This window comes from Arachidicoccus rhizosphaerae (genome assembly GCF_900107765.1).
GTDB classification, from domain to species: Bacteria; Bacteroidota; Bacteroidia; order Chitinophagales; family Chitinophagaceae; genus Arachidicoccus; species Arachidicoccus rhizosphaerae.
In genome coordinates this window covers 95,516-119,390 of sequence record NZ_FNQY01000015.1, presented here as the reverse complement: position 1 = coordinate 119,390, position 23,875 = coordinate 95,516, and the positions used below count along the sequence as shown (strand labels likewise).

Here is a 23,875-nt window from a genome sequence, read left to right as displayed (position 1 = left end):
AGAGACGATGACGTTGATAGGCTATAGATGTAAAGGTGGTAACATCAAAGTCGAGTAGTACTAATTGCCCGTAAGCTTTATTTTTTAAATCTATATTTACTTCTGAAATGGTAGGTATAGTTGCTCTTATGAGCTTTTCCAATATGACCTTATTTAGTGTGTGATACCAAGAAGTATCCGAAGACAGCACACGACCTTTTTATGGTGGTTATTCCGAGGGTCTTCACCTCTTCCCATACCGAACAGAGTAGTTAAACCCCTCATGGCCGATGGTACTTGGGTATTATCCCTGGGAGAGTAGGTAGCTGCCATATTTATTTTAAAAGTCTCAATAAGCAATTATTGAGACTTTTTTTTTGTACATATGTCAAGACAGAGTCACCATCACAAATGAAGGCTTCCCAATTGTAAGTTTCCGGAATTAAGCACTCCGCAAACGGTTCCGTAAATATTTAGAGCAGTCCTGCTCAGAATCGCTTAACTTGTCAGGGTATATTATTTCTAATTTGATTTATTTGACCAAAAAATGTAAAGAGTTGGCAATCGCTCCAAATGCTGTTTGTAGTATTTCCGGGATTATGCTATTAGGATTTTGTGCTGATTGATTTAATAATTACTTTTTGTTGGTTTACCTATACACTTTTCTAAATTTTATTTTCATGCCTAAAGATGCCCAAAATAGCAAAACAGCTATTGATTATTATTTTCGGCCTTCCTATAAATCGGGAAAGGCTATTCTGGCAGTATTAATGGTAGCTGGCCTGTTGTCTCCGGTAAGTAAGCTTTTGGCGCAGCAAGGCCAAAAGAATACTATCTACCACAAGGGCTGGATTGATTTTAATAAGAATGGCAAAATGGATGTCTTTGAGGATCCTTCGCAGGCTTTGGATAAAAGGGTGGAAGATCTGCTCTCCCAGATGAATCTGGATGAAAAGAGCTGCCAGATGGCGACTCTTTACGGATACAGACGAATCCTGAAAGATTCTCAGCCTACCCCTGAATGGCATAATGAAATATGGAAAGACGGGATCGCCAATATTGATGAGAATTTAAATAATGTGCCCAATCATACGGGTAAGCATACCAGCTTCGGCTTCCCACATAGCGTGCATGCGGAGTCAATGAATAATGTACAGCGCTGGTTTGTGGAACAGACAAGGCTTGGGATCCCGGTGGATTTTACCAATGAAGGGATTCACGGACTATGTTCTGATGGGGCGACACCTTTTCCTGCACCGATTTCCATTGGCGCTACCTGGGATCCTAAATTAGTCCATCTGGCAGGGGATGTCGTAGGCAGAGAGGCCAAGGCCTTAGGCTATACCAATGTCTATGCACCCATTCTGGATCCTTCCAGAGATCCCAGGTGGGGCAGGGTGGTGGAAACCTACGGAGAATCTCCTTTTTTAATTGCTACCTTAGGGACCCAGATGGTTAAAGGTATCCAGCAAAACGGGGTAGCTTCCACTTTAAAGCATTTTGCGGTTTATAGTGTACCCAAAGGCGGCAGAGATGGAGACGTCAGGACGGATCCGCATGTTGCACCTAAGGAATTGCATGAGATTTTTCTGTACCCTTTTAGAAAAGTCATTGAAAATGCGCATCCCCTTGGTGTCATGAGTAGCTATAATGACTGGGACGGGGAGCCGATTACCGGCAGCCATTATTTTCTGACCACCCTTTTAAGAGAGCAGTTTGGCTTTAAAGGCTATGTAGTATCTGACAGTAAGGCTGTAGAATTCTTATATGAGAAGCACCGCGTGGCGCACGATTTTGAGGATGCTACCAGAGAAGCCGTAGAGGCTGGCCTGAATGTCTGGACAAATTTTAATCAGCCTAAATACTATATCAATAATGTACGTAACCTGGTCAAGGCAGGTAAGCTGGACATTGCGACGGTCAATGACCGGGTCAGAGATGTCCTAAGGGTGAAATTTGAGTTGGGTTTATTTGATGCGCCTTATGTAGCGGATCCTAAAGCTGCGGATAAGATCGTCCAAAATAGGCAGGCGGATTCGATCGCTTTAAAGCTAAACCAGGAATCCCTGGTGCTTTTGAAAAATCAGGATCATCTACTGCCATTAAAAAAAGGACAATATAAAAAGATTCTGGTTACAGGTGAATTAGCATCTGATGGCAGTTATGCCACCAGTCGCTATGGCCCTAATAATAACCCGGTCACAACAGTACTTGAGGGTGTCAAGACCTTAGTGGCCAATGAAAATGCCCAAACCAGTATCAGCTATGAACTGGGCGCAAAAGTAGTCAGTAAGGATTGGCCTGGATCAGAATTGATGCCAACGGATTTGACCCAGGATGAAAAAGCCTCCATAGATAAAGCGGTACAGGCAGCTCAGAACGCCGATCTGGTTATAACGGTACTAGGAGAAAATAATCACACCGTGGGTGAAGGATATTCAAGGTCGGATTTAGGCCTTCCGGGCAGACAGCTGGATTTGCTAAAAGCACTGAAGGCTACCGGCAAACCGGTTGTACTGATCCTTATCACAGGCCAGCCGCTGACCATTAACTGGGCCAAAGAAAATATACCGGCCATTATCAATGCGGGCTTTCCCGGGCCTCAGGGTGGGACTGCAATTGCACAGGTTTTATTTGGCCAGTATAATCCCGGTGGTCGATTGTCTATGACCTGGCCCAAAGCGGTAGGGCAGATCCAGTTTAATTTTCCCTTTAAAAATGGCAGTCAGCTGGATCAGGACGGGCCGCATAAAAAGGACGGTTATGGCCACAGCAGGGTCAACGGTGCGCTGTATCCTTTTGGGTATGGATTAAGCTACAGCAGTTTTACTTATAGTGATTTATCCATTAGCCCCGAGCAGAAGCAAACCCAGGGGCAAATACAGGTAAGCTGTAAAGTCACCAATGCAGGTACCGTGGCAGGTGATGAAGTGGTTCAGCTCTATCTTAGCGATTTATACAGCAGCGTAACGACCTATAATTCTGTGCTCAGAGGCTTTGACAGAATCTATCTGAAGCCTGGAGAAACGAAAACTGTTCATTTTACTTTGGAGCCGGATGATTTGGCAATCACAAACAGGGATATGCACCGCGTGGTTGAACCGGGTGATTTTGAAATCGGTATCGGCAGCTCGAGCGAGGATATCAGGCTGAAACAAAAAATTACCGTGCAGTAAAAATCCGAGCCGGAGTGGGGTCAATACAGTCGGATCTTAAATGAAAGAATGGCGATCGGCACTCCGTTGTTATTAAATAAAAATAATAAAAGCTACTGATTAACGGGTCTTAAGACTGGTCAGTGGCTTTTATTTATTTATTGAATAGTAATGGGGTTCAGTTTAATCTAAAATGCAAATCCGAATTGTACCCTGCCATACCACTGATTATGGAGCTGGGTCTTGGATTCCCGGGCATCATATATTAAGTTCAGCCCGATATTAAATATGGGGCCGCTATGCATCCAGCCTATGGTCTGACGATAGCGTAAATGATTCAGCTGCCCGGTATAAGGTCCTTTATCGGATCTGAAAAGGCCTCCCTGAATGGTCGCATTATAGACACTTAAGACCATTTCCGGATAGAGATAGAAAAAGGATTCGTTTTCTGTATTATTTAAATGGGCCTTCCAGAAAGCCGTCTGGTTGTTGGTGCCCATTTTACCCAAAGAAAGGACAGAACCCAGACTTGTACCCGTGAAGGTATTACCGACGGAGGCTGCTACCACCGGCAGTAATTTAAAGGGGCTATTGGGGTTTTCAGAGAGTTGCAGCGTGGGAGACCAGGTAAAGTCTGCGTTTAGCCCCACTTCTGTTTTTAACTGGTAATCCCATTCCTCCGGGGTGTACATATTAAACAAGGAGTGAATGGACTGCTGCATCTGCCTGCCCAGGGCAGGCGGACCGATGGTGCCCAGCGTTATACCCCAGCCCAGCAAACTCTGATTTTTAGTAAAATGTTGCTCCGCATAACGGATATATAAAAAAGCGGTTACAGGCCTGTCCAGCTCATCCTTGTACCGGTAACTGCCGTTTTTGGCATTATACATTAGTTGACCGATTTCCATGGAGTGGATGGTCTGACTGCGTCCCTTAAGGCCACGTTCTGTCTGGTTGACGGAGTCTATATTGTCTTTGTCGCTGTTGGTATCTTTGTTCGCTTCAGCTGGTTGATTCAAGTAAGCGTCGCTTGCTTTATTTATATTAGTCCAGCCAAAAATCAGTTTCAAGCCGTTGGTATAATAGCCGTCATTGGCAGTCAGGGTATAGCTGTCATTGTCATTAATAATCTGGAAAAAGTGGTGCCGCTGGGTCCGGTAGAGGCCGTTACGTCTCTGCTGTCGTCTTGCGCTAGCCAGACTATCTTGATAATGCTGATCTTGCTGCATCCTGGTAGCCTGCTCCATATTGACAGGGGGGACTACATCTGTATTGTTTACTTGTGCCTGTAGTATGGTAGTGCTATAAAGGCTTAACGTAAAGGTGAGTAGAATCGTTAGTAGTAAAGGCAGGCTTAAGTTAGGCTTTGGCTGATAGCTATGGCCACAGCCATAGCGCAGCGCTAACCCCTGGGCCTTACTGATAAAGGGCTGATGCGGCCCTTTAAACCACTTTTTTATATTATGTAATAGCTTGCGCCTTTTAGTCACTATATTTAAACATTCAAGATATTGCGGATGGATACCTGTAGTTCGACCTGCAGGCAGTCTGCTATGAAGTTACTTGCTGTCAGCTTCTAATACGCTACCCGTCCCCGGCTTACGTACACTGTTTGCTTTTGACGACTTAGCATTCAACTTTACTGCCTTTTCCGCTTTTAAAAGTTTTAAATTAAGGCAAATATCGGTCTTAAGCTTAAATGGTACAATTTTAAGCGCTGCTAAAATTTTTGTAAATTGATTTTCAGAGGTTTATATTGGGTCTTGTCCGCTCAAAACTCAATAGCTATAGCTGTAAATTGCTACGTAAGGCAGATGATCGGAGGCAAATACCGCTGCTTCGCCTTGGATCAGGCCACTGGAAATAAGTTGTAAGCCAGATTTCTTGCTGGACATAATGTAGTCCAGTTTCATCCTGGGCTTATCGCTGGGCCAGCTCAGCTGGCAGTCAGCACAGCTGCGATTAAAGCTTTGCGCTAGAATTTTAATCGGACGTTCATGGGGCTCTGTATTCAGATCGCCTGCCAGGATGACTGGGATGGAAGAGGTATCGGCCATGAGGCTGGTTTGTTTAACCTCTAAAATGCGATTGTCCTCGTTCAGATAGTCGTAGTGCGCCGAGATAAAGCGGATATCCTTGCCTGTAGGTAATGTTACAGTAGCTACACTATTGACCCAGATCTCCGATCCCGGGTGGTTGTTATGGTCTAAAAATACCGTTAAGGTGTCTTTTAAGGGGTATTTAGAGAGAATGCCGATACCATAGCCCCAGCCAGCGGTATCAGTAAAGCTTCTGGAATCGCTATAGTGGTAATAATGGAGCCCGGTTAGTTCAGATAGCACCTTCGTCTGGTCCTGATTGTCAGATCTGGACCAGAGACTATCTACTTCCTGGATAGCTACAATGTCTGGGTTTTGCGCTTTTATCACCTCCGCTACTTTAGTCAGGTCTATTTCATGACTCGTCCCCGCTAGACCGGGAGGTGCACCGTGCAGAATATTATAAGTCATGACTTTGAGCGTGCTGGTTTTTTGTTGCTGCGACAGGTGCTGCTGTTGAGCGTAACCAGATGCAGGTTGCAGGAGCGCTATGGCAAGGAAGAGTCCTATACTTGAAGTCAATAGAAAACCAAAACTGCTGGTAAAGGTATTTGGGGACTGTTTTCTGTTTACTTTTTTTATTTGTTTCATGACTATTGAACTATTCTGTTTAAAGCGGTTTTAGGTTTTGTGATCACTGAAGAAATTTTAAGCGCATTAAAGTTCATTAAGCCCTCTTAAACGGAGTTTCTTACTGCTTTGACAGGATCTTGTTTTTTTCACCTATTTAATTACGCCCGCAAGTGTGCCCTTTTAAAATAAGTGCGCATTAAATACAGCGGAGCACACACGTAGATTTTTATTGAAACTAAAAGCAGGCAGATGCGGGGCTTCTTTCAATTTTTTTGGATTACTTATTTTACCGCATAGATCTTATTTTGGATACGAGTAAGTTTAAACAAATATATAGAACAAGGGACAAAAACGGGCCATTTTTTGAGGATTTTATGGACGGTACCTGAGCCAAAAAAACAAGCAGGTGACATTATAAGTGACAGGATCGGGTAAAAAAAGATAAATTTAATCAGCAGGTAGCTCCCGCGGCTAAATCTATTTTTGAGGTGCTAAGCGACCAGGAAAAATAGATGTAGCCTAACCCGCAAAATGTGTCCAAACCTGTATTATGTAATATTGATTAAATTTGTTGAATGATTTAGCGGTAATATAAATACAATAAAATGGGAAGGTGGATATTATTTTTATATGGCAGTATGCTTTTTTTAGGTTGTCATAATACTAAAAACGTAACTGATAATATCAATCCATATCTGGATCCAAGGGAAATTTATTTTCTCCGGGGTAAGCAGTATTGGGAAATAGCCAATAAAACCGCAAGTCAGATAGATACAGCGATATATTATTTTGAGAAATACCTGGGAGAAGACCTGGTAAAATATCATCCACTAAGTAGGGATGAAGAACGCGCATTTTGTTGGCTGCCCCAACTGTACTATCGCATTGGAGATTTTAATAAATTAGAGGGCTTTACAAACAATGTGATGCGCCTCTATTCAGGTTATTTCCGTATCGTTAACTCAATTTGGTGGAATTTCGCTGAAAGCAACTCAGACTATCCGCATAATCCTGCATTCGATAAAAAGTATACAGCTTATTTTAAAAGCCTAACTGGCTTTGGTGATGGAGGGAGATATGGAGTTCAAAAAAAGATATTAGAAGAGGTATATGACAGGGATCAACAATTCAGAAAACTTCTGATTAATAAAAATGATGCGCCGCAGAATGTTCCTGACGCGATAAATGACAGTATAGGGAGAATTGATTCTATGAACATTGCCACTGTCTCTCGCATTATTGATCACTATGGTTGGCTTGGACCCAAGGATGTTGGTGTTAAAGCCATGATGGGAGAATTCTTTACGATTCATCATGGTGATAAAGCGTGTTTTTTAAAATATTATCCCATGGTAAAAAAGGCCTATAAGGATCATCAATTATCTAAAAGTCTTTTTGAAATGTACCTAGATAGAAGGCAGATCTATTTGGGAAAAAAACAAATTTACGGAACCCAGAAGAGTTATGATCGTACGCTTAAAAGGTGGGTTACTGATCCGGTAAAGCGGTAACATCATACCTCCCAAGCATCTTCAATTGGGCGTTATTATTTGATGATTTTTACAAATCTACTATAAAAATTCTACTGCCCCCGTATGTAGATTATAATAACCGCCAATGATTTTGATTTCTCCTTTAGCTTCCATTTCTTTTAAGATCGGACTATGACTTCTGATATTATCAATCGTGTTGAGTACGTTCTCTTTTGCCACTGCTTCTACAAAAGCGTCATCTTTAGAAGTCCTTTCGCCGGAAAAGTTTTTTACGCTGTCAATGGCAGGTTTAATATGAGCCAGCATGGGCGTAATGTTGCCGAGCTCCACGTTATCAATAGCGCCTTTCACGGCACCGCAGGCCTCATGGCCAAGTACCAGTATGACTTTAGCGCCAGAAACTTTACACCCAAATTCCAGACTACCTATGATATCCGTGTTGGAGAAATTGCCTGCCACGCGGGCGACAAAAATATCGCCAATGCCGCGGTCAAAAACGTCTTCCACCGGGATGCGGCTGTCAAGGCATGATAAGATCACAGCCTTAGGGAATTGCCCCTTTGCAGCATCTCTGACCATGGCAGAGTGATCCCTTTTTGTTAGATCATTGCGGATAAAGCGTTTATTACCCTCTTTTAATTCATTGATGACCTGATCTGGTGTCAAGGCTTGCTGTTGCGCTGCTGTCAGCACTTTTGTTCGGAGGGCGGGCTGACTTACTTCAGTATTGGACGTGTCAGCGCTGGAATTTCCACCTTCCGGCTGTTCATTACAAGAGAATAAGGCGAGACTTATGGCTAAGAATAATACAGCTTTTTTCATGGTGATAACGTTTGTATTATAGAATAAAGTTATGTCAAAGGCCGGACAATTGAAAAATAAATTGATTATGTGGCATTTTTAGATAAAATAGTATAACGATATGGAACTGATTGAAACCTGGTTGTGTGGAAAGAGTGCGGGTTGATTTTCCGTTTTATTTTATTGTTTTAAGACGGCTGTTTACTATCTTTATTTCAATAAATTTTGCATCTGATTTAAACCAGGGATTTTGTAAGCTACTTGATTATCAATTATTATTTGCAGGCATTTCATTCAGGTAACGGATGACATTAGGTAGTATGCGAAAGGATAAAAGGACAAAAGGATAAAACAATAATGTAACCAATGACTGAAATGACCAGTAGCTGTAGACCGGGGAATAACCGCAGCGTCAATAAGATAAGCAATGGGGCGAGCAGTCAGAAGGGGACTCTACGATCTGCTTTTAAGCATCCTGTTGGTGTAGCCAGGGTCGCTATTGTTTTGGCAATGCTAGCCAGCTGTCATATTAATACATCAGCGCAAGGACGTAATAAAGCTGCGGCCACAGCTACTACTACCATGAACTATGAAATGATCTTACGCAGGATCTATCAGGATCAGTTGCTGCCTTTTGTGCAGGTAGATAATCAGCAGGCAGGCGCAGCAGGGGAGGCTGCGGTAAAGGTCGCTATTGAGCAACTGGATGGTCAGGTGCAGGCAGATTTACGGCTACTGGATACTACGACCGGTAAATACACAGATTTAAATTATAAGGATCATAAGCGGATCGGAGTGGACTGGATGCCTGCCATGGAAAGGATGCGCCGCATGACTTTAGTTTATGGGCTGGGGAAAAGTCATTATTATAAGAGCCCCGCATTATTTAATGCGGTAAATAAGGCCCTCAGTTATTTTTCAGGGTGTAAGCCGCTGCCTTATTGCAGCAACTGGTATCATCAGGGCATTACCCGGCCACAGACCCTGGCCTTATGTTTAATTAATATGCAAATGGCTGTGGCAACGAAGGGTGGCACAAGTGGCATTGGTAGTAGTGGGAATAGTAGCAGCGGATCTTTACTGCCGGACAGCACTTTAAGACTAACGATAGCAGCAATTTGTAAGGATACGGCCGTTAATAGTCCTGGCAGGAATAATCCCATGCACAAGTATAATTCGGGTGCCAATAAATCGGAGATCGCATTGGGTTGGATTTATATTGGCGCTTTACTCCATAGCGACTATATGCTGGGCGTAGGGGCCAGAGAACTGTATTTGCCACTTCATTACACGACAGGCGAAGGTATCCAGTATGACCAGTCTTTTGATATGCATTACGGGTATCTTTATAACGGGGCCTATGGAGCGGTACTGATGCGCTCCATATCGTCAGGTGCCTGGTACTTAAGAGGAACGCCCTACGGCCTCCCCGGTGAGAAACTGGCATTTTTCTCCGGTTTTGTCAGAAGGTCTATTTTGGGGCAGATCCGGGGCGGCTCCATGGACTGGAATATTCTGGGTAGAGGTATCAGTCGATATGACGCCACCCGGCCAGATTTTACCACCATCTTAAAGCGGCTGGAGCTGATTGATTCTATCCATAAAAACAGTTACCGGGACAGCTATCTAAGGATGACAGGTGCTAAACCGCCCGGCTATCATGAGCCCTATGACCTATCTCATTACTGGTGCACGGATTTTACCGTCTGGCGTCATCCGGGCTTTTATCTGTCACTACATGGTAATTCTTCCAGAAATCACGCGCAGGAGATCGGCAATCAGGAGAATCTAAAAGGCTACTGGGGAGCAGAGGGTGTGATGGACCTGATGGTCACGGGCAAGGAATATGTCAATATATTCCCGGCCTGGGATTGGAAGCGCCTTCCAGGTGCTACCCTGCCCGATACCCTTATTATAGCTAAAGACAAAGCGCCAGGTGAGGGGGATAGAAAAGGGACCAGTGATTTTTGTGGCGGGGTGTCGGACTCTATTAGCGGGCTGAGTGTATATACCGTTAAAAATGACCTGGGGCTCTCTTATCATAAGGCCTGGTTTATGGCGGTGGACCGGATATACTGCCTGGGGACAGGTATTACAACAGATAGCAGCCAGAAGGGGCAAATAACCACCACCTTAAATCAATGCTGGTATGATAGCATAGGAGGCGTAATTATTAGTAGACAGGGCAAACAGACGCCTATTCACAGAGATATAGATACCCTGTTTACAGCAGCTACCATGCCAGATGCTATTTTTCACGGGGGGATTAAATATAAGCTGCTGCCAGAAAAAGGGTACCGAAGTCCAGGCAATCTTTTAAATACCACACCCTTAAGGTTGAAGGTTGAAAAAAGAGCTGCTGACTGGCAGGGGATTGGTTCAAGAGCGTATCCTGGGGTCAGTGGCAGGGTGTTTGAGCTGAGCCTGGAGCATGGCTCCAATCTTAAAGGCGCAGCCTATAGTTATGTGTTACATCCGGGGACCCCTGAAAAAAGGTTGGTAAAGCCAAAGTCAGTAAACGCTGCGTATTCGTATATGAGTCAAAGCTATTCTGAGGTGGTTGTGAATACGGATAGTATCCAGGCGGTCTATCAGGATCTGCCTGCCGCAGGTGGAGGGATAGAGCAGGTGGCATTTTATAAGCCTGAGGTGTGGTATGCGCATTGGAATCTGCGCGTACAGGCTGATGCGCCTTGTCTGATGATGCTCAGAAAAGTGAAAGCTGATTTGCGGGTAGCCGGCAGAGCTGATAAGGGGCAGAAGAAAAAAACTCAACGACTCCGTCCGTCCCAGGTTCAGACTTACAAGCTATCGGTCGCTGACCCGAGCCAACAATTACACAAGATTCATATTAAGATAGCGGTTGAAAATGGCAAAAATAATTGGGTAAATAAAGAACTGACAGTTGACTTACCTGAAAAACCTATGGCGGGCAGAACGGTCAGTCAGCTAATCGTATTTAAGTTCCGGTAATGCCCAGGGAAAAGAAAAAGGAGCGGAACTAATAGTAATAGTTATAGCCGTATGGAAAAACGCGGTATTGCTCAGCTGAACAGCAGAGGCGTCTTTGTATGTGTTTTAGATGTAGCCTTCCTTTAACGCCCGGATATATTCATCAATAAACAGGTCTTTATCCCTGGAGCGGTACTGCTGGATATAGCGCGGATGCGGCAGGACGATCATGCGCTCAAATAAATGCGCTTTTTGGTTGAGCTGCTCAAAATACCTGGCGTTTTTTTTGCCCAGCACATAGGCGACACTTGTATCTACCCCAAAAGCCACCTGTTTTTTTAGTTGCCCTATCATATAAGGCATGAGTGCCTCTATTAATCTTGGGTCATCATAATAATTACAGTTCACCCAGCCCCCCCGGCTACCTTCTCTGACCAGGGCCAGGGGAAACATGCTTTGTATATATACGTCCCCGTAAAAAGCCTTTGCACCCCCATAAGCCTCAATCATATCATAGACAAAGAGGGCAGAGACCTCATGGGTACTGGGGAGATCAGATTTAATCCCACAAATTGACTGCAGTCTTTTAGAATCCGTAAAAGGAATACCGGTCGTGCCGGCTCCATGCCTGCCAGGGTTAATGCCTACGATAAACTTGCGGGGCTGATGATCCTCGTAAAACTTTTTATAGAACTGCTCCATAAGATCTAACACACCGGGGGTCTCCTGCATGGGGTTTAAGACACCAAAGCCAGGGGGTAAAGGGGCTGAGTACTTGAGCTCCTTATGAAATTGCAGCACCCTGTCTGCAAAACTGGGATTCAATTTATCAGCAGTAATTTTTGTAGCCATGCTTAGTAGTTGTCTTTATTCCAGTAAATCTCTCTGATCGCTGTTTCTTTTTGGAGCTTCGAGAGGACCGTTTTCATTTTGATGCCGTCCATCTGATCAAAATGGAATTCAATGGTACAATATTCCCTGTTCTTATCAAAGGAGAAGCTGGCAACATCCAGGGCCTCCTGGCCAAATAACTGGGTAATAATCTCTGCCGGGTTGGCATTGGTGTCAATCGTAATTTTCAGGTATTTTCTTTTAAAGCGTTTGGCAAAACGCTGCTCAAAGGGTTGCAGGCCCCATAGGATGATGAGTGCCAGTACGGTGGCGGCTACGCCCGCTACATACATGCCGCTGCCGATAGCCAGGCCTATAGCGGATACAGCCCAGAGGCCAGAGGCGGTCGTCAGCCCCCGAATCAGCCCCGGTTTTAAAAATAAAATGGTTCCCGCCCCCAGAAAACCAATGCCGCTGATAACTTGCGCTGCAATACGGCTGGGGTCTAAAGTCACGTTTGTAGTGCCCAGGATATCAGAAAACCCAAAAGCGGACACAATCATGGCCAGCGTGGCTCCCACGCAGACCATCATATGCGTCCTAAGGCCTGCCACCCAGTCCTTTCTTTCTCTTTCCAGCCCGATGGCTGCCCCCAGTATGGCGGCCAGTGTCAGTCTGCCTATAATTTCTTCTTTACTGATCATCGTCTTTTCTCGTATTTATTTTGTGAGCGGTGCTTAAGCGCCGAACCGCTGCCCGTGGGGCAGCTTTTTCTAAATTAGTGCATTTTTTTGAATTCCGGTGTTAAAACAGGGAAGTAGCAGCGGGCAGCGGGCGGGGCACTGGGGCCGGATGTTGAAGGCAGGCGGCGTAGATCGGCGTCAGAAACCGGACGCAAAAGCAGCGTACCGCCAATTTTGGGTTGTGACAGCCGCATCAGTCACCGCTGGCGAACCTGCCTAAATCCTAAACGCACTGTGAAGACCAGAAATATGAGCATTAAATGAGCTAACTTAGTTGGGACGTTTTACATAAATCCCTCCCCTGAATTCCGTAAAAGGACAGGCGCTTTTTTAATATATTACATCTATACAAAACATGCAACAGCGCAAACATTCAGTCAATTACCTGATCAGTCATACAGACCCTCAAGGCGGCAGTGGCGTCCCGTTTCCATGCAGTTTTGGAGGTAGTTTGCGTAAGGGGACGGCGCTGCTACTCATCTTATGGTTGCTGAGAGGTCTTTGCCTTAGTGATGGCATTCAGGGATTACATGCGCAGCGTATCCAGTCTCAGGACAGCCGTGCAGAAAGACTTCGGCCGCTGCTCCATTTTACGCCTGAAGCCCATTGGATCAATGATCCCAACGGGCTGGTATATATTAAAGGAACGTATCATATGTTTTATCAATATTACCCCGAGGCAATTAACTGGGGCCCCATGCATTGGGGGCATGCCATTAGCCGGGATCTGATCCACTGGCAGGAGCTGCCCATCGCACTTTATCCCGATAGCCTGGGTTATATATTTTCCGGTAGTGCAGTCTACGATCAGGACAACACCAGTGGACTAGGCAGTAAAAGCAGGCCTCCCCTGGTAGCTATTTTTACCCATCATGATCCTAAAAGGGCTGACGCTGGCAGAGAAGACGTAGAAAGGCAAAGCATCGCCTATAGTCTGGATGAGGGCCTGACCTGGATAAAATACCCAGGTAATCCGGTCGTGCAAAATCCAGGGGTCAGGGATTTTAGGGATCCCAAGGTCTTTTGGTATGCGCCGGATAAAAAATGGATTATGGTCGTAGCAGCCTCCGACAGAGTGCGGCTTTATAGCTCAAAAAACCTGACCCGGTGGCAGCCGCTGTCTGAATTCGGGAGTAATGTCGGTTCGCACGCATCAGTATGGGAATGCCCGGATTTGTTTCCATTATTGGTAGAGCCGTTGGAGCGATCAGGTAAAACTTCCGCAAAGCATAATAGAGCCAGCTCACCAGCCATAAAATGGGTCCTGACGGTGTCTGAAGGAAATGGCGGACCCAATAAGGGGTCAGGGATACAGTATTTTGTCGGTGATTTTGACGGGACAAATTTTATCAGTCCTCAAAAAGAGGTGCGCTGGCTGGAGTACGGACCGGATGATTATGCGGGCAATACCTGGAACGGGCTGGCAGGACTTAGCCGCTTGGAGATGGTGGCAGCTGGCAAGCCTCGGGTAGGGAGAAAAGAAGCAAAAGGAACAAAACGAGGTGAGGGACCCGGCTCAAGATCTTATATTGGCTGGATGACTAATTTGATGTATGCAGGTAGTGTGCCTGCCACGACCTGGAGAGGAGAAATGACGCTGCCCAGAATACTCTCATTGGTTAAAGTAAGCGCCGCTGCTGGAAATGCTGATAAGCGAGCTGATGAAAAAACGTATGATAGGTATTATCTGCGGCAAACCCCTGTTGGTACGTTACAAAAGCAAATTGCTTCAAAGGGGGCTACGCTTGAACTGGGCGGAGCTGGAGACAGCCCTGGGAAACAGGCCACTATGTCAACACCGCTTGCGCAAGGCAGCCCCTTGCTGATAGAGATGGATGGTATAAACAGCAGCTCTTTTAAGCTGGTATTTAGGAGTCCTAAGGGGGATAGCCTGGTAGTAGGGCTGGAGCCCACTAAAAGTATTGGCAGCCGTGGAGGGAGCGGCAGCAGATATTATATTAACCGGGGCGGAGCCGGAGATATGGCTTTTGCCAGAGATATGAACACAGTGCTATACGGGCCCGTATTGGATTTTGCCGCAAAGCAGGCTGCCGGTGCAATGGACGAGGTAGGGGGCGTACATGCGAATCATCCGTCTGAGCTACCTAAGAGAAAATCCGGAAAGCCGCATAATAAGCCAGGTAGTAAACGCCACGTGCAGATTATTTTAGACAGAAACAGTGTGGAATTATTTGCAGATGGGGGACTGAGCGTAATGACAGCGCTTATTTATCCAAGGGCTTATTTTGACCGGGTGGATTGTAGCCTGCAAAATTTCAGTAAAAGTAAAGCTAACAGTCAGCGGTTAAGGGTACATATCCGGGAACTTAAGCCTGGCAGGTGAAACTTTGTAGAAAATTAGCTATAGACTATTTTTAGTAATGAGTGGGGGCTGTCCGCATAGCTAGCTATGCGGACAGCCCCTTTTTGATTTTTACAACGAATATATATGGTTCGCAGGGCTATAGGATTTTAGCCACTTATTGAGTGGCTTATACGTATAGGTGCATTTAGTGGCAGCCTGTTTACTGGCTACTTCTTAAGGGCCGGCTTTGCTGTTTTAGCCTTCGCTTTTCCAGCTGTCTTCTTTGCTGGCGCTGCTTTACCTGCTTTGGTCACTTTTGTCACTTTCGCTTTTTTAGGTGTATTGTTTTTTTCTGTATCCGCTACATACACGGTTTTAATATTGACAAACTCATGGATGCCATGTAGACCAAGTTCTCTGCCATAACCAGACATTTTAACACCCCCAAAGGGAAGTCTGGGGTCAGATTTAACCAGACTATTGACGAAGCAGGCGCCGGCATCCAGTTCTTCTCTGGCGATTCTTTCCCCTTCTCGTTTACTTTTGGTGAATACGGCGGCGCCTAAGCCAAAGCTGGTGTCATTGGCAATGGCGATAGCATCCTGCGTATCTGCCGCCAGGATAATGGATGCGACCGGGCCAAAAATTTCTTCCGTATAGGCAGACATGCTTTTTTTGACGTTATAAAGAATGGTAGGGGGATAAAAGGCGTTGTTCTTAGACTGCTCAGGGAGCTCGCCACCTAATAAAACTTGTGCGCCGGCTTTTTTGTTTTGCAGGACCAGCTCATGGAGTTCATCTCTGAGATCAATCCTGGACATGGGGCCCAAATCGGTATGCGGATCTAATGGATCGCCCATCACCTTGGATGACATTTTCTCTTTCAGCAGTTGGGTGAATTTTTCAGCGACGGATCTATCCACAATAAAGCGTTTAGCGGCAATACAGCTCTGGCCATTATTAATCAACCGGCTGTTGGCACAGACGGTGGCAGCCAGTTCTAAATCGGCATTTTTGAGTATCAGATACGGATCGCTGCCGCCTAATTCCAGGACAGATTTTTTGATCAGGGAGGCGGCCTTGGCCGCCACCTGTTGGCCTGCAGCAGTACTGCCGGTAAGCGTTACTGCACGGACGCTGGGCGCTTCCAAGACTTTGGCGACTTGCTTGCTGTCAATCAGCAAGGTCTGGAATACCCCTGCCGGGAAGCCTGCCTCCAGCATGGCTTTCTCAATAGCGATAGCACACCCCGGTACATTAGAAGCGTGTTTTAGCAGACCGCAGTTGCCCGCAAATATCGAAGGGGCAATAAACCTGAATACCTGCCAGAAGGGGAAATTCCAGGGCATAACAGCCAGGATCGTTCCTATAGGCTGATAACTGATATAACTACTAGCCGCATCTGTCTCAACGGGTAGGTCTTTTAAGAAACCAGCACCGTTTTTAGCATAATAATTACAAACCCAGGCACATTTTTCAATCTCCCCTACGCCTTCTTTTAAGGGCTTACCCATCTCAAGGGCCATCAGTTTAGCCAGCTGCTCCTTATTATTAAGCAGTACGTTTGCGGTCTTTTTTAACAGGTTAGCCCGGGAACTATAGCTGGTCTTGCGCCAATAGGGGAACACCCTGGCGGCATTATCTATTTTTGCTTGAACAGCAGGCTGCTTATCGTTTTTATATTTTTTTAAAATCTGGTTATTGGCAGGATTGATAGATTCCATTGCTGGTTAATTTTAGGGGAATGGTGCCCGGTTGGAACTCTTTTTTGGAGAATTAAACGCTGGTAAGCTGAGCGCAACTGTCATGCTTATGCCTCCGCATATTGTTCTTCCTTCATCATATAACCTCGTGGCGGTATTCCTGTTACAAAAGGTTTTGTATCTTTTTACATGCTTGTCTGCAAATTACAATAAAAATGCTGGAAACAGATAGCTGGTACTGTTAAATTGGTAAGTGCTGCGACCGGTTGTACTGATTTAGAGAATTTCCCAAAAGCGTTGTATGTTTTCCCGAACTGATAAATAAACCAGGCAAGCCAGGCTTAATTTTGCGCTACTATTGATTAAAACACCTAAAACCATTATTAAATAATAAAACAATAAAGAGCAGGATCATGAAAAAAGTTATCCTTACCGTATTAAGTATATTTGTGCTGGGGCTGACGCTAAGCTTTGCCCATGCCATCTGGATAGAGACTTCGCACATGGGCAAAAAGGGAGTGGCTCAAGACGTAAAAGTCTATTTTGGAGAGTTTGGTACCGATGAGATCAGTAAAGCCAGCGATTGGTTTGCAGATCTGAGTCAATTTGAACTAGAACTGACCCATCCGGACGGTAAAAAGACGATTTTGCCTTTTAAGCCTAATGAAGATCATTTTTTAGCCCATTTTACGCCTGGCTCAGATGGCCTCTATCAGATAGCCCTGCATAAAGTCTCCCGTGAAATTTACTTTGGCTATAAACTGGATTATATGGCGACTGCACATGTGCAGGTCGGTGATCAGCGGAGTTTTGGCAAGCAAAGCCTGCCCATCGCTGTGCGGCCTGCTACCGCTGGCTATCAGAGCGGTCAGCCCATAGATTTATCTGTTTTAATTGATCAGGATCTGGCCGGTGAAAAGGAAATTACCGTTATCAGCCCCAATACCTGGACTAAAAAACTGTATCTGGATAAAGAGGCCGCTGCCAGCTTTACACCGATTTGGCCAGGTAAATACCTGGTAGAGACTACCGTGACCGATAAAAACAAGGGCACATTTAACGGTAAAGAATACAGCGTCAATTACCACTGTCATACTTATGTACTGGATGTAAAATAGTTGACCGTAACAACCGTATTTGTATTGCCTTATTTAAATGACAGGGATTTTGTTTAATCATGATGTGTCATCATTTTTTCAAAGCTTCGGGTACTTGCCATAGGAATAGTTCTGTATTTTCAGAATAATCTTGACCTTTGAAGATTTGGCTTTAAGGTTTTCTCATGTACTACCCCTGCAGCGTAGGCCATCAGGCCAAAACTGCAGGGATTTTTTGTTGAAAACAGTTGGAGCGTGCATTATTAAAGAGATTGAGGGGGCATTTTAGCAGGTATTTTTTTGCTTTTGTTCCAAAAGCCATTGAATAATCTTATATTTGGTTACCTGAAGCAGGTCAAGTGTCAAAGAAATCGCTTTACACCAGCGTGTGGAACTGAGTGATTAACCGGGTTGTGCACGGAGTTGTATTACCGGAGGCAGAGGTGGGGCACAATTTGCGAAGGCATGGAGAGCAGGTATTGTGAGAAGATATTTTAAATGTGTCGCCTGAGACTTCATTGGGGGAAGCCTCCAGACCATCAACTGTAGAAACCAAGTATAAATAAAGCATGGGATTATTTTCTGAGACTGGAAATCGTACCCGGATGAGTGGGATGTACAGGCCGCATGCGTCAAAGCTAAGACCAGGTGTCAGGCTGCTTATGTTTGTCTGCCTGTTTTTAGGAAGTCAGTTAGGACATATATCGCTATTAGCTCAACCTGTTAAGGCGGTGGTTTTTAAAAATCCAGTGGTAGATGTCATCAGTAGTGATGTAGCGCTGCATATAGATGCCGTTATCCTGACGGGTAGCGTAACCAGCCTTAAAATTACGGCTAAATATATCCCCGGGCACCGGCTCAATATACCTAAAGAGTCGTATGTCAGTTTTGAGGATGCAGGCAGTATCAAGGGAGCAGATACTGGCAAATATTTTGTCAGTTCAACTGCTGGAGTTGAAATCGGCAATAAGAATCATATGCCAGCTTCTGGCGTCTTGCAATACACGCTTAATTTTCCGCTCAAGTTACCTAACAAAACTATTAATAATAACGGCTTAAAACTGCATTTTGGGGAGGATTTGCCGGATGGTAAACAGGTATATGGGATAGATTATCTCTGGCAGGGGAGACCCATGGCCAAGGAGCTGATCGGGCGCTGGTATAATAAAGCGACGGGGGATTTAGCCTATATTATCCGGCCTGATGTTGTGATTAGTGCGGACGGTCAAATTGATTCAATTACTGGCGGTAATGCCAAAGAGGGTGTGCTTAGTGTTGTGAATAATGGCCAGGTACAAGTTTTATATTACCGCTTAAAAGAAGGGACCCTGCGAATCGGGGCCAGTAAACCGGGTCTTGAAAAGCGTGTTGTATATGTACAGGATTTGAGTCTTTGCCACAGGGTGGTAGCTACGGCGGGCTATCATGGACAGCAGTTTAAGACAGATACCAGTGCCATTAAGGGTTATATTATAGGCTATAAGCGTACTGGTCAGGGAAAAAAGACTTTACATTTTACTGTAAGCGATCCAATATTGGGTATGCAGGTAAATTATCTGGCAGAAGTGCAGCCAGATGGAATATTTGAAGTAAAGTTCCCTGTGTATGGTCCTATTCAACCAATGGTTAGCTCAATGTATTGCAATGGTTATTTGTATCTGGAGCCCGGGAAGACTTTGGTTATGGTACTTGGACTAGGGGAGCCTGCTTATTTAGGACCACTGGCGGAACTTAATAATGACATGAAGTTACTGGATAAAAATAATAAGGTGGACTGGGATCTTGTTTCCAAACAAGTAGGCATTAAGGATGCATTAGAAATAAAATGCGACGTGCTTAGTCAAAAAGGCCTTTTAAATGCGCGCTTGGATTCTGTATACAGGACAGGGGAAATATCTGCAAAGGCCTATGAGCAGAAAAAACTGATGATTAAGTATGATATTGCCACCATATTACTTTTTTATGAAATGCAATATGAACAAAATTATAGAGCCAACAAGCATCTGCCGGATACGGCTAAAGTGCCGCCAGCCAATATACCAGTTGAATATTATGACTTTTTGACGGCTGATCTGATGGATAATCCGGATATCTTGCAATATTCCTTTGGTTTCATATTTATTAATTATCTGAAATTCAGGTCTCCCTGGTTTGCAAAGACCTCTGTTTTAACAATAGATAAGATGTATCAGGCGCTAGCTGCTAAAGGCGTGCAGTTCTCCCCTGATGAAATGAGTGTGATTAATTACAGGCAGAAAGACGGACAGGTAGTGGATTCTGCTCAACGGTTAGTAAATGGTAAAAAAGCCAAAGAATTTTTGAGCCGTTATGCCTGGGAGTGCAATATGGGGTGGGATGCGCATAGTAGAGACAGTATTATGCAGACCTATGGTATAGCCCACGGTGTAGCAAATGAGATTATGTATGTGGAGGATTATGCCAGCCGAGTCTGGTCACAATTAACGCCAGTAGATTCCGGGAAACTAAGGCGCATGCAGATGGAGATTAAGAGTCCGATTTTAAAAAGTCAGATGGCGGTCATCAATAACCAGGTACTGGATAAAATTGCCCGCAGTAAAAATAACACAGGCTTTTATGTCAGAAACAGTGAAGATATAAAGGCGGATCAGATTTTTGACAGCATTGTAAGTGCTTACAAGGGGAACTTGCTCTATATTGATTTTTGGGCTACCTGGTGTAGTCCTTGCCGTCAGGCAATCGAAGAAATAAAACCCCTTAAGGAGACGTTTTCACGAAAGCCTGTTAAATTTATCTATCTCACCAATGAGAGTTCACCGTTAGGAACCTGGAAAAACTTTATTCGGGATATTAAAGGGGAGCATTATAGACTCAATGAGGATCAGTGGAATTACTTATGTACGAAGTTTAATGTTACAGGGATTCCACATGTAGTGCTGGTGGATAAAGATAGTAAAGTTATAGACCCACATTATGCGTTTTTTGGCCAGGATATTAAGGCAAAAATAGAAGGATTATTGTAGAAGAGGATGATGTAAAGTTGGGGCCCTTGATTACGGCTAATTTACTGTTATATATACAATTGCAGGCAGGCAATATAAACTTGTGCGTAGATTTTAGGGATTACGAATGACAGTGCTTGTTGTTCGTTTTGCTGAGACATAAGTACTTCCCGTTCTACCTCAAAGACAGTTTACTCATTTGTTTAATGTCGTTTACAGTAATATTTGCGCTAGATATAATTTTTTTTCTTATTGTTGTGTAATTTGGGTGCATATCTGATAATTGATAGCTGGATTATTTTAAAAACATCAATCAAACTGTGTGATTTGTTCGTCTCAATTAATGATGTCATGGCAGAATGTCTTTGGTCTTTCAATTTCAATGATTTTAGTTCATAATGGTATTTTGGATGTCACTAATTGTAATAGTAGTTTCATTAATTGAATGTTCACAGTTCAAGTCGTAAAAAGTGACTACACTTCCATTCCCATAAAAGGATCCGTTCTGGAGGACTCCCCGTTTTCAATATGTCCGGCGTACTGTCTTTGGCATGGAGCGTAGCCTTTTACGCGTATGGTAAAGTCATACCAGCCGTATTGTTTATCTAGCGGGATATGTAAAGTTTTATGCTGACTAGCCAGGATAGTTATTGTTTTAGTCCCCATCCCATATAAGTTATCTGTCAGGACAATTTCAAGTGCTTTGTGCTCTCTGTTTTTAAATGCCAGGACGACTTCCCTGTTTTTAGCTGTACTTTTTTGTACTTGATCAGGCGCTAGCCAATTGATATCCAGCTCCGGGTCCTGCAAACTACCGGTAAGACCTCTATAAAAGCCGTTAGGGCCGTCTATATGCAGATCGTACTCAAGATTATCGCTATGGAGATGGACACTTGCCTGGCTGTTGTCTGCTTGAACAAAACCTGTCAGGTCAATCTCATCCGTTAATTTGCTGTCTTTAGATACAGTGTAAAACCATGTTTTGCCCAGTTCGCCCTGAAAGGTTTTGCCGGTGTACATATTAAAAGGGGCGCCTTTTTTTGAACTTTCGTCTTGCGTGTGAGCTATGGCTGCGTATGAGCTGAATATTAACTGAAGTTTTTTATGTGTTTTATCTAGCTTGCTGCCTACTGACAGCTGGTAAGGAAGCGCGCAGGCCGGCCTGGTCCCTTTTTCCTGGCTGGACATCATGTCTTTTACCGCTGTTGCAAAACTGGGGTTATTGTTAATGAGTTGGATTTGCTGACCGGTAAGCGGACTGGGTGTTAACTGTTTGGGCTTATCCTTCGCCTTTCTGATCCGGATAACTGACTGGTCTCTGTTTAAAAATGCCGGCAGCGGGAACTGCTCGCCGTTATAAGGTCTGAATATTGAGGTAAGGTCGCTGGAAATAACCCGGCGCCAGCTGCTAATGCCAGGGCACTCAATGGCTTTACCGGTCTTTTTGGTGAGAAAGTGCTCCAGAAATTGTAAGACAGAAGTATGGTCACTCAGCTGGGAGTTGACATAGCCCCCTTTAGACCAGGGTGAGGCCACGATCATAGGTACCCGGTAACCAAGCCCAATAGGGCGATCATCTGTTTTATGATAATCACTATGTGTGTCAATGCCTTCGGAGACCTTGCCTGCATCCTGGTCACCTGGCCTGGGTACTACAAACGGGGGTATATGGTCAAAATAGCCGTCGTTTTCGTCGTAGTTGATAATTAAAATGGTCTTTTTCCAGGTCTCCGGGTTTTTGGTTAAAATATCCAGCACTTCTGATACGTACCATGTGCCATATAAAGGCGAGCTGGTATGGTCGCAAAAGGCCTGCGGGGCGACCAGCCAGGACACAGTTGGCAGACTACCCTGGTCTACGTCAGCCCTGAACTTTTTAAAAATATCTGCTTTTGGAAGTTCAACTGTCCAGTTTTTACCCTGGTCATCGGTATAGGAGAGTGGAGCCAGCTTAAGATATTCATCCCTGTCATCTATATTTGTAGTAAAGGCATTGTCTATCAGGTTCTTTTGTTTTTGGCTGAGTTGGTCATATTTGCGGTGCACTTCTGAGGGACTAAGGGCGGGATTTGCAGTATGGTCACCGTTTTTTCTAAAATAGGCAGACAGCTTAACCTGATGCCTTTTGACATACTCAATGGAGTTGTCCCCGTAATTGCCCAGCCAGTAGTCTTTATTATCAGGTTGCAAGTGCGGTGTCCAGAGCTCATTTTGGTAAATCCTCCAGGAGACACCCGCATCTTCCAGCACTTCTGGAAAAGTCATCCAGTCCACATAGGCGTTATCCCGGGACTCGGCAAACTCATTACCAACCGCAGCTACGGAGCCCCAGCTTTTGTCTGGCCGGATATTACCTGTCCAGTAAAAAAGCCGGTTAGGGGTTGTGCCTGTGAGAGAGGAACAGAAGTTCTGATCACAGATGGTAAAACAGTCCGCCAGTTGATAATAGAAAGGAACGTCTTGTCTATTATAATGGCCCATGGTCATCGGTGTTTTCTGGATGATCCAGTGGTCGTGTTTGCCGCCATTTCTGGCAAGAGACTGGTCATCCCAGCTGTGCGGCAGTCCGCCCTGCCAGGTGACCTTCGTTTTTTCTATGTCGATATGGAATGGACAAATAGCCTTACCTTCTTTATCTTTCTGTATCCAGACCTTGTCTGCTGAAGGCAGTCTTTTAGCTCTGGGGTCATTAAAGCCGCGCACGCCCTGCAGGGTGCCGAACATATGGTCAAAGGAACGGTTCTCCTGCATAAGCAGTATGATATGCTCGGCGTCCATAAAGGTTGTGCCTGGATCTGCATTAATCGCAAATGCCTTTTGAATGGAAAAAGGCAGCACACTACTTAGGCCCGCAGCGCCAGAAAGAATAGCGGCGTCTTTTAAAAAGCTGCGTCTGTTATAGGAGGAGGCGTTTCTATTGCTGCTACTATCCATACTATCTTGTTGGTTATTATCCCTGGCTTTAGTATTTGAGAGGTCTTTTTTGTTCGCTTGCATAGTATCGTAATCTGTGTTTTTTGCTGCGTAAGTAATTAATTGTGCCTGTTTATATAACAGATGCGGGATAAGGGTATTAGAAAGATGACCGGAACTCCCTTGCGCTTTTAAATACACAGGGAAAACCGGTCATGTAAAGTAATGGATTTTCAGGTGAATGCAAAAA

At 44.6% G+C, this 23,875-nt stretch carries 13 protein-coding genes and 1 rRNA gene; 7 read left to right on the top strand and 7 right to left on the bottom strand.

Annotation, left to right across the window (positions count from 1 at the left end; genetic code table 11):
- Positions 1-200: 200 nt before the first annotated feature.
- Positions 201-314, top strand: a 5S ribosomal RNA gene (rrf, locus tag BLU80_RS13170).
- A 345-nt stretch (positions 315-659) separates the two neighbouring features.
- A complete protein-coding gene (locus tag BLU80_RS13165; RefSeq protein ID WP_244518911.1) occupies positions 660-3,155 on the top strand; it encodes a glycoside hydrolase family 3 N-terminal domain-containing protein in 2,496 nt (831 codons plus the stop codon).
- A gap of 167 nt (positions 3,156-3,322) precedes the next feature.
- On the opposite strand, the gene BLU80_RS13160 is transcribed toward BLU80_RS13165, so the two are convergent.
- Positions 3,323-4,624, bottom strand: coding sequence for a lipid A deacylase LpxR family protein (locus tag BLU80_RS13160; RefSeq protein ID WP_091399271.1), 1,302 nt, complete (start codon positions 4,622-4,624; stop codon positions 3,323-3,325).
- A 288-nt stretch (positions 4,625-4,912) separates the two neighbouring features.
- Positions 4,913-5,824: an endonuclease/exonuclease/phosphatase family protein gene (locus BLU80_RS13155; protein WP_091399268.1), complete on the bottom strand. Its 912-nt coding sequence runs from the start codon at positions 5,822-5,824 to the stop codon at positions 4,913-4,915.
- A 587-nt stretch (positions 5,825-6,411) separates the two neighbouring features.
- Here BLU80_RS13155 and BLU80_RS13150 point away from each other — a divergent pair.
- Entirely contained in the window at positions 6,412-7,317 is a 906-nt protein-coding gene (locus BLU80_RS13150) for a DUF6624 domain-containing protein (RefSeq protein ID WP_091399265.1), read from the top strand.
- A gap of 60 nt (positions 7,318-7,377) precedes the next feature.
- On the opposite strand, the gene BLU80_RS13145 is transcribed toward BLU80_RS13150, so the two are convergent.
- Positions 7,378-8,121 carry a carbonic anhydrase family protein gene (locus BLU80_RS13145; protein ID WP_091399262.1) on the bottom strand — a complete coding sequence of 248 codons (744 nt, stop codon included), beginning with the start codon at positions 8,119-8,121 and terminating at the stop codon, positions 7,378-7,380.
- A gap of 354 nt (positions 8,122-8,475) precedes the next feature.
- On the opposite strand from BLU80_RS13145, the gene BLU80_RS13140 reads away from it, so the two are divergent.
- Complete coding sequence (locus BLU80_RS13140; RefSeq protein WP_170831239.1) at positions 8,476-11,073, top strand: polysaccharide lyase family 8 super-sandwich domain-containing protein; 2,598 nt, start codon at positions 8,476-8,478, stop codon at positions 11,071-11,073.
- Positions 11,074-11,178: 105 nt separating this feature from the next.
- On the opposite strand, the gene BLU80_RS13135 is transcribed toward BLU80_RS13140, so the two are convergent.
- Together BLU80_RS13135 and BLU80_RS13130 are read right to left on the bottom strand one after the other, a co-directional pair.
- Positions 11,179-11,904 carry a uracil-DNA glycosylase family protein gene (locus tag BLU80_RS13135; protein ID WP_211481840.1) on the bottom strand — a complete coding sequence of 242 codons (726 nt, stop codon included), beginning with the start codon at positions 11,902-11,904 and terminating at the stop codon, positions 11,179-11,181.
- A gap of 2 nt (positions 11,905-11,906) precedes the next feature.
- Positions 11,907-12,587, bottom strand: coding sequence for an MgtC/SapB family protein (locus BLU80_RS13130; protein ID WP_091399256.1), 681 nt, complete (start codon positions 12,585-12,587; stop codon positions 11,907-11,909).
- 394 nt (positions 12,588-12,981) lie between these two features.
- On the opposite strand from BLU80_RS13130, the gene BLU80_RS20010 reads away from it, so the two are divergent.
- Positions 12,982-14,970 (top strand): glycoside hydrolase family 32 protein, encoded by a 1,989-nt coding sequence (locus tag BLU80_RS20010; protein WP_091399251.1) that lies wholly within the window; start codon positions 12,982-12,984, stop codon positions 14,968-14,970.
- Positions 14,971-15,158: 188 nt separating this feature from the next.
- Here BLU80_RS20010 and BLU80_RS13120 read toward each other — a convergent pair whose 3' ends face one another.
- The gene (locus BLU80_RS13120) at positions 15,159-16,655 is read right to left on the bottom strand and encodes an NAD-dependent succinate-semialdehyde dehydrogenase (RefSeq protein WP_091399247.1); all 1,497 of its coding nucleotides are present in this window, start codon (positions 16,653-16,655) and stop codon (positions 15,159-15,161) included.
- Between the two features lie 392 nt (positions 16,656-17,047).
- On the opposite strand from BLU80_RS13120, the gene BLU80_RS13115 reads away from it, so the two are divergent.
- Both BLU80_RS13115 and BLU80_RS13110 read left to right on the top strand, forming a co-directional pair.
- Positions 17,048-17,752, top strand: coding sequence for a hypothetical protein (locus BLU80_RS13115; RefSeq protein ID WP_091399244.1), 705 nt, complete (start codon positions 17,048-17,050; stop codon positions 17,750-17,752).
- A 548-nt stretch (positions 17,753-18,300) separates the two neighbouring features.
- Positions 18,301-20,733, top strand: coding sequence for a TlpA family protein disulfide reductase (locus BLU80_RS13110; protein WP_091399241.1), 2,433 nt, complete (start codon positions 18,301-18,303; stop codon positions 20,731-20,733).
- A gap of 453 nt (positions 20,734-21,186) precedes the next feature.
- Here BLU80_RS13110 and BLU80_RS13105 read toward each other — a convergent pair whose 3' ends face one another.
- Complete coding sequence (locus tag BLU80_RS13105) at positions 21,187-23,709, bottom strand: phosphocholine-specific phospholipase C (RefSeq protein WP_244518909.1); 2,523 nt, start codon at positions 23,707-23,709, stop codon at positions 21,187-21,189.
- Between the last annotated feature and the right edge of the window lie 166 nt (positions 23,710-23,875).

Excerpts from the sequence above, each read along its gene's own strand:
- BLU80_RS13165 (WP_244518911.1), top strand. The coding sequence starts at position 660 with ATGCCTAAAGATGCCCAAAATAGCAAAACAGCTATTGATTATTATTTT.
- BLU80_RS13155 (WP_091399268.1), bottom strand. The coding sequence starts at position 5,824 with ATGAAACAAATAAAAAAAGTAAACAGAAAACAGTCCCCAAATACCTTT.
- BLU80_RS13150 (WP_091399265.1), top strand. The coding sequence starts at position 6,412 with ATGGGAAGGTGGATATTATTTTTATATGGCAGTATGCTTTTTTTAGGT.
- BLU80_RS13145 (WP_091399262.1), bottom strand. The coding sequence starts at position 8,121 with ATGAAAAAAGCTGTATTATTCTTAGCCATAAGTCTCGCCTTATTCTCT.
- BLU80_RS13140 (WP_170831239.1), top strand. The coding sequence starts at position 8,476 with ATGACCAGTAGCTGTAGACCGGGGAATAACCGCAGCGTCAATAAGATA.
- BLU80_RS13135 (WP_211481840.1), bottom strand. The coding sequence starts at position 11,904 with ATGGCTACAAAAATTACTGCTGATAAATTGAATCCCAGTTTTGCAGAC.
- BLU80_RS13130 (WP_091399256.1), bottom strand. The coding sequence starts at position 12,587 with ATGATCAGTAAAGAAGAAATTATAGGCAGACTGACACTGGCCGCCATA.
- BLU80_RS20010 (WP_091399251.1), top strand. The coding sequence starts at position 12,982 with ATGCAACAGCGCAAACATTCAGTCAATTACCTGATCAGTCATACAGAC.
- BLU80_RS13120 (WP_091399247.1), bottom strand. The coding sequence starts at position 16,655 with ATGGAATCTATCAATCCTGCCAATAACCAGATTTTAAAAAAATATAAA.
- BLU80_RS13115 (WP_091399244.1), top strand. The coding sequence starts at position 17,048 with ATGAAAAAAGTTATCCTTACCGTATTAAGTATATTTGTGCTGGGGCTG.
- BLU80_RS13110 (WP_091399241.1), top strand. The coding sequence starts at position 18,301 with ATGGGATTATTTTCTGAGACTGGAAATCGTACCCGGATGAGTGGGATG.
- BLU80_RS13105 (WP_244518909.1), bottom strand. The coding sequence starts at position 23,709 with ATGCAAGCGAACAAAAAAGACCTCTCAAATACTAAAGCCAGGGATAAT.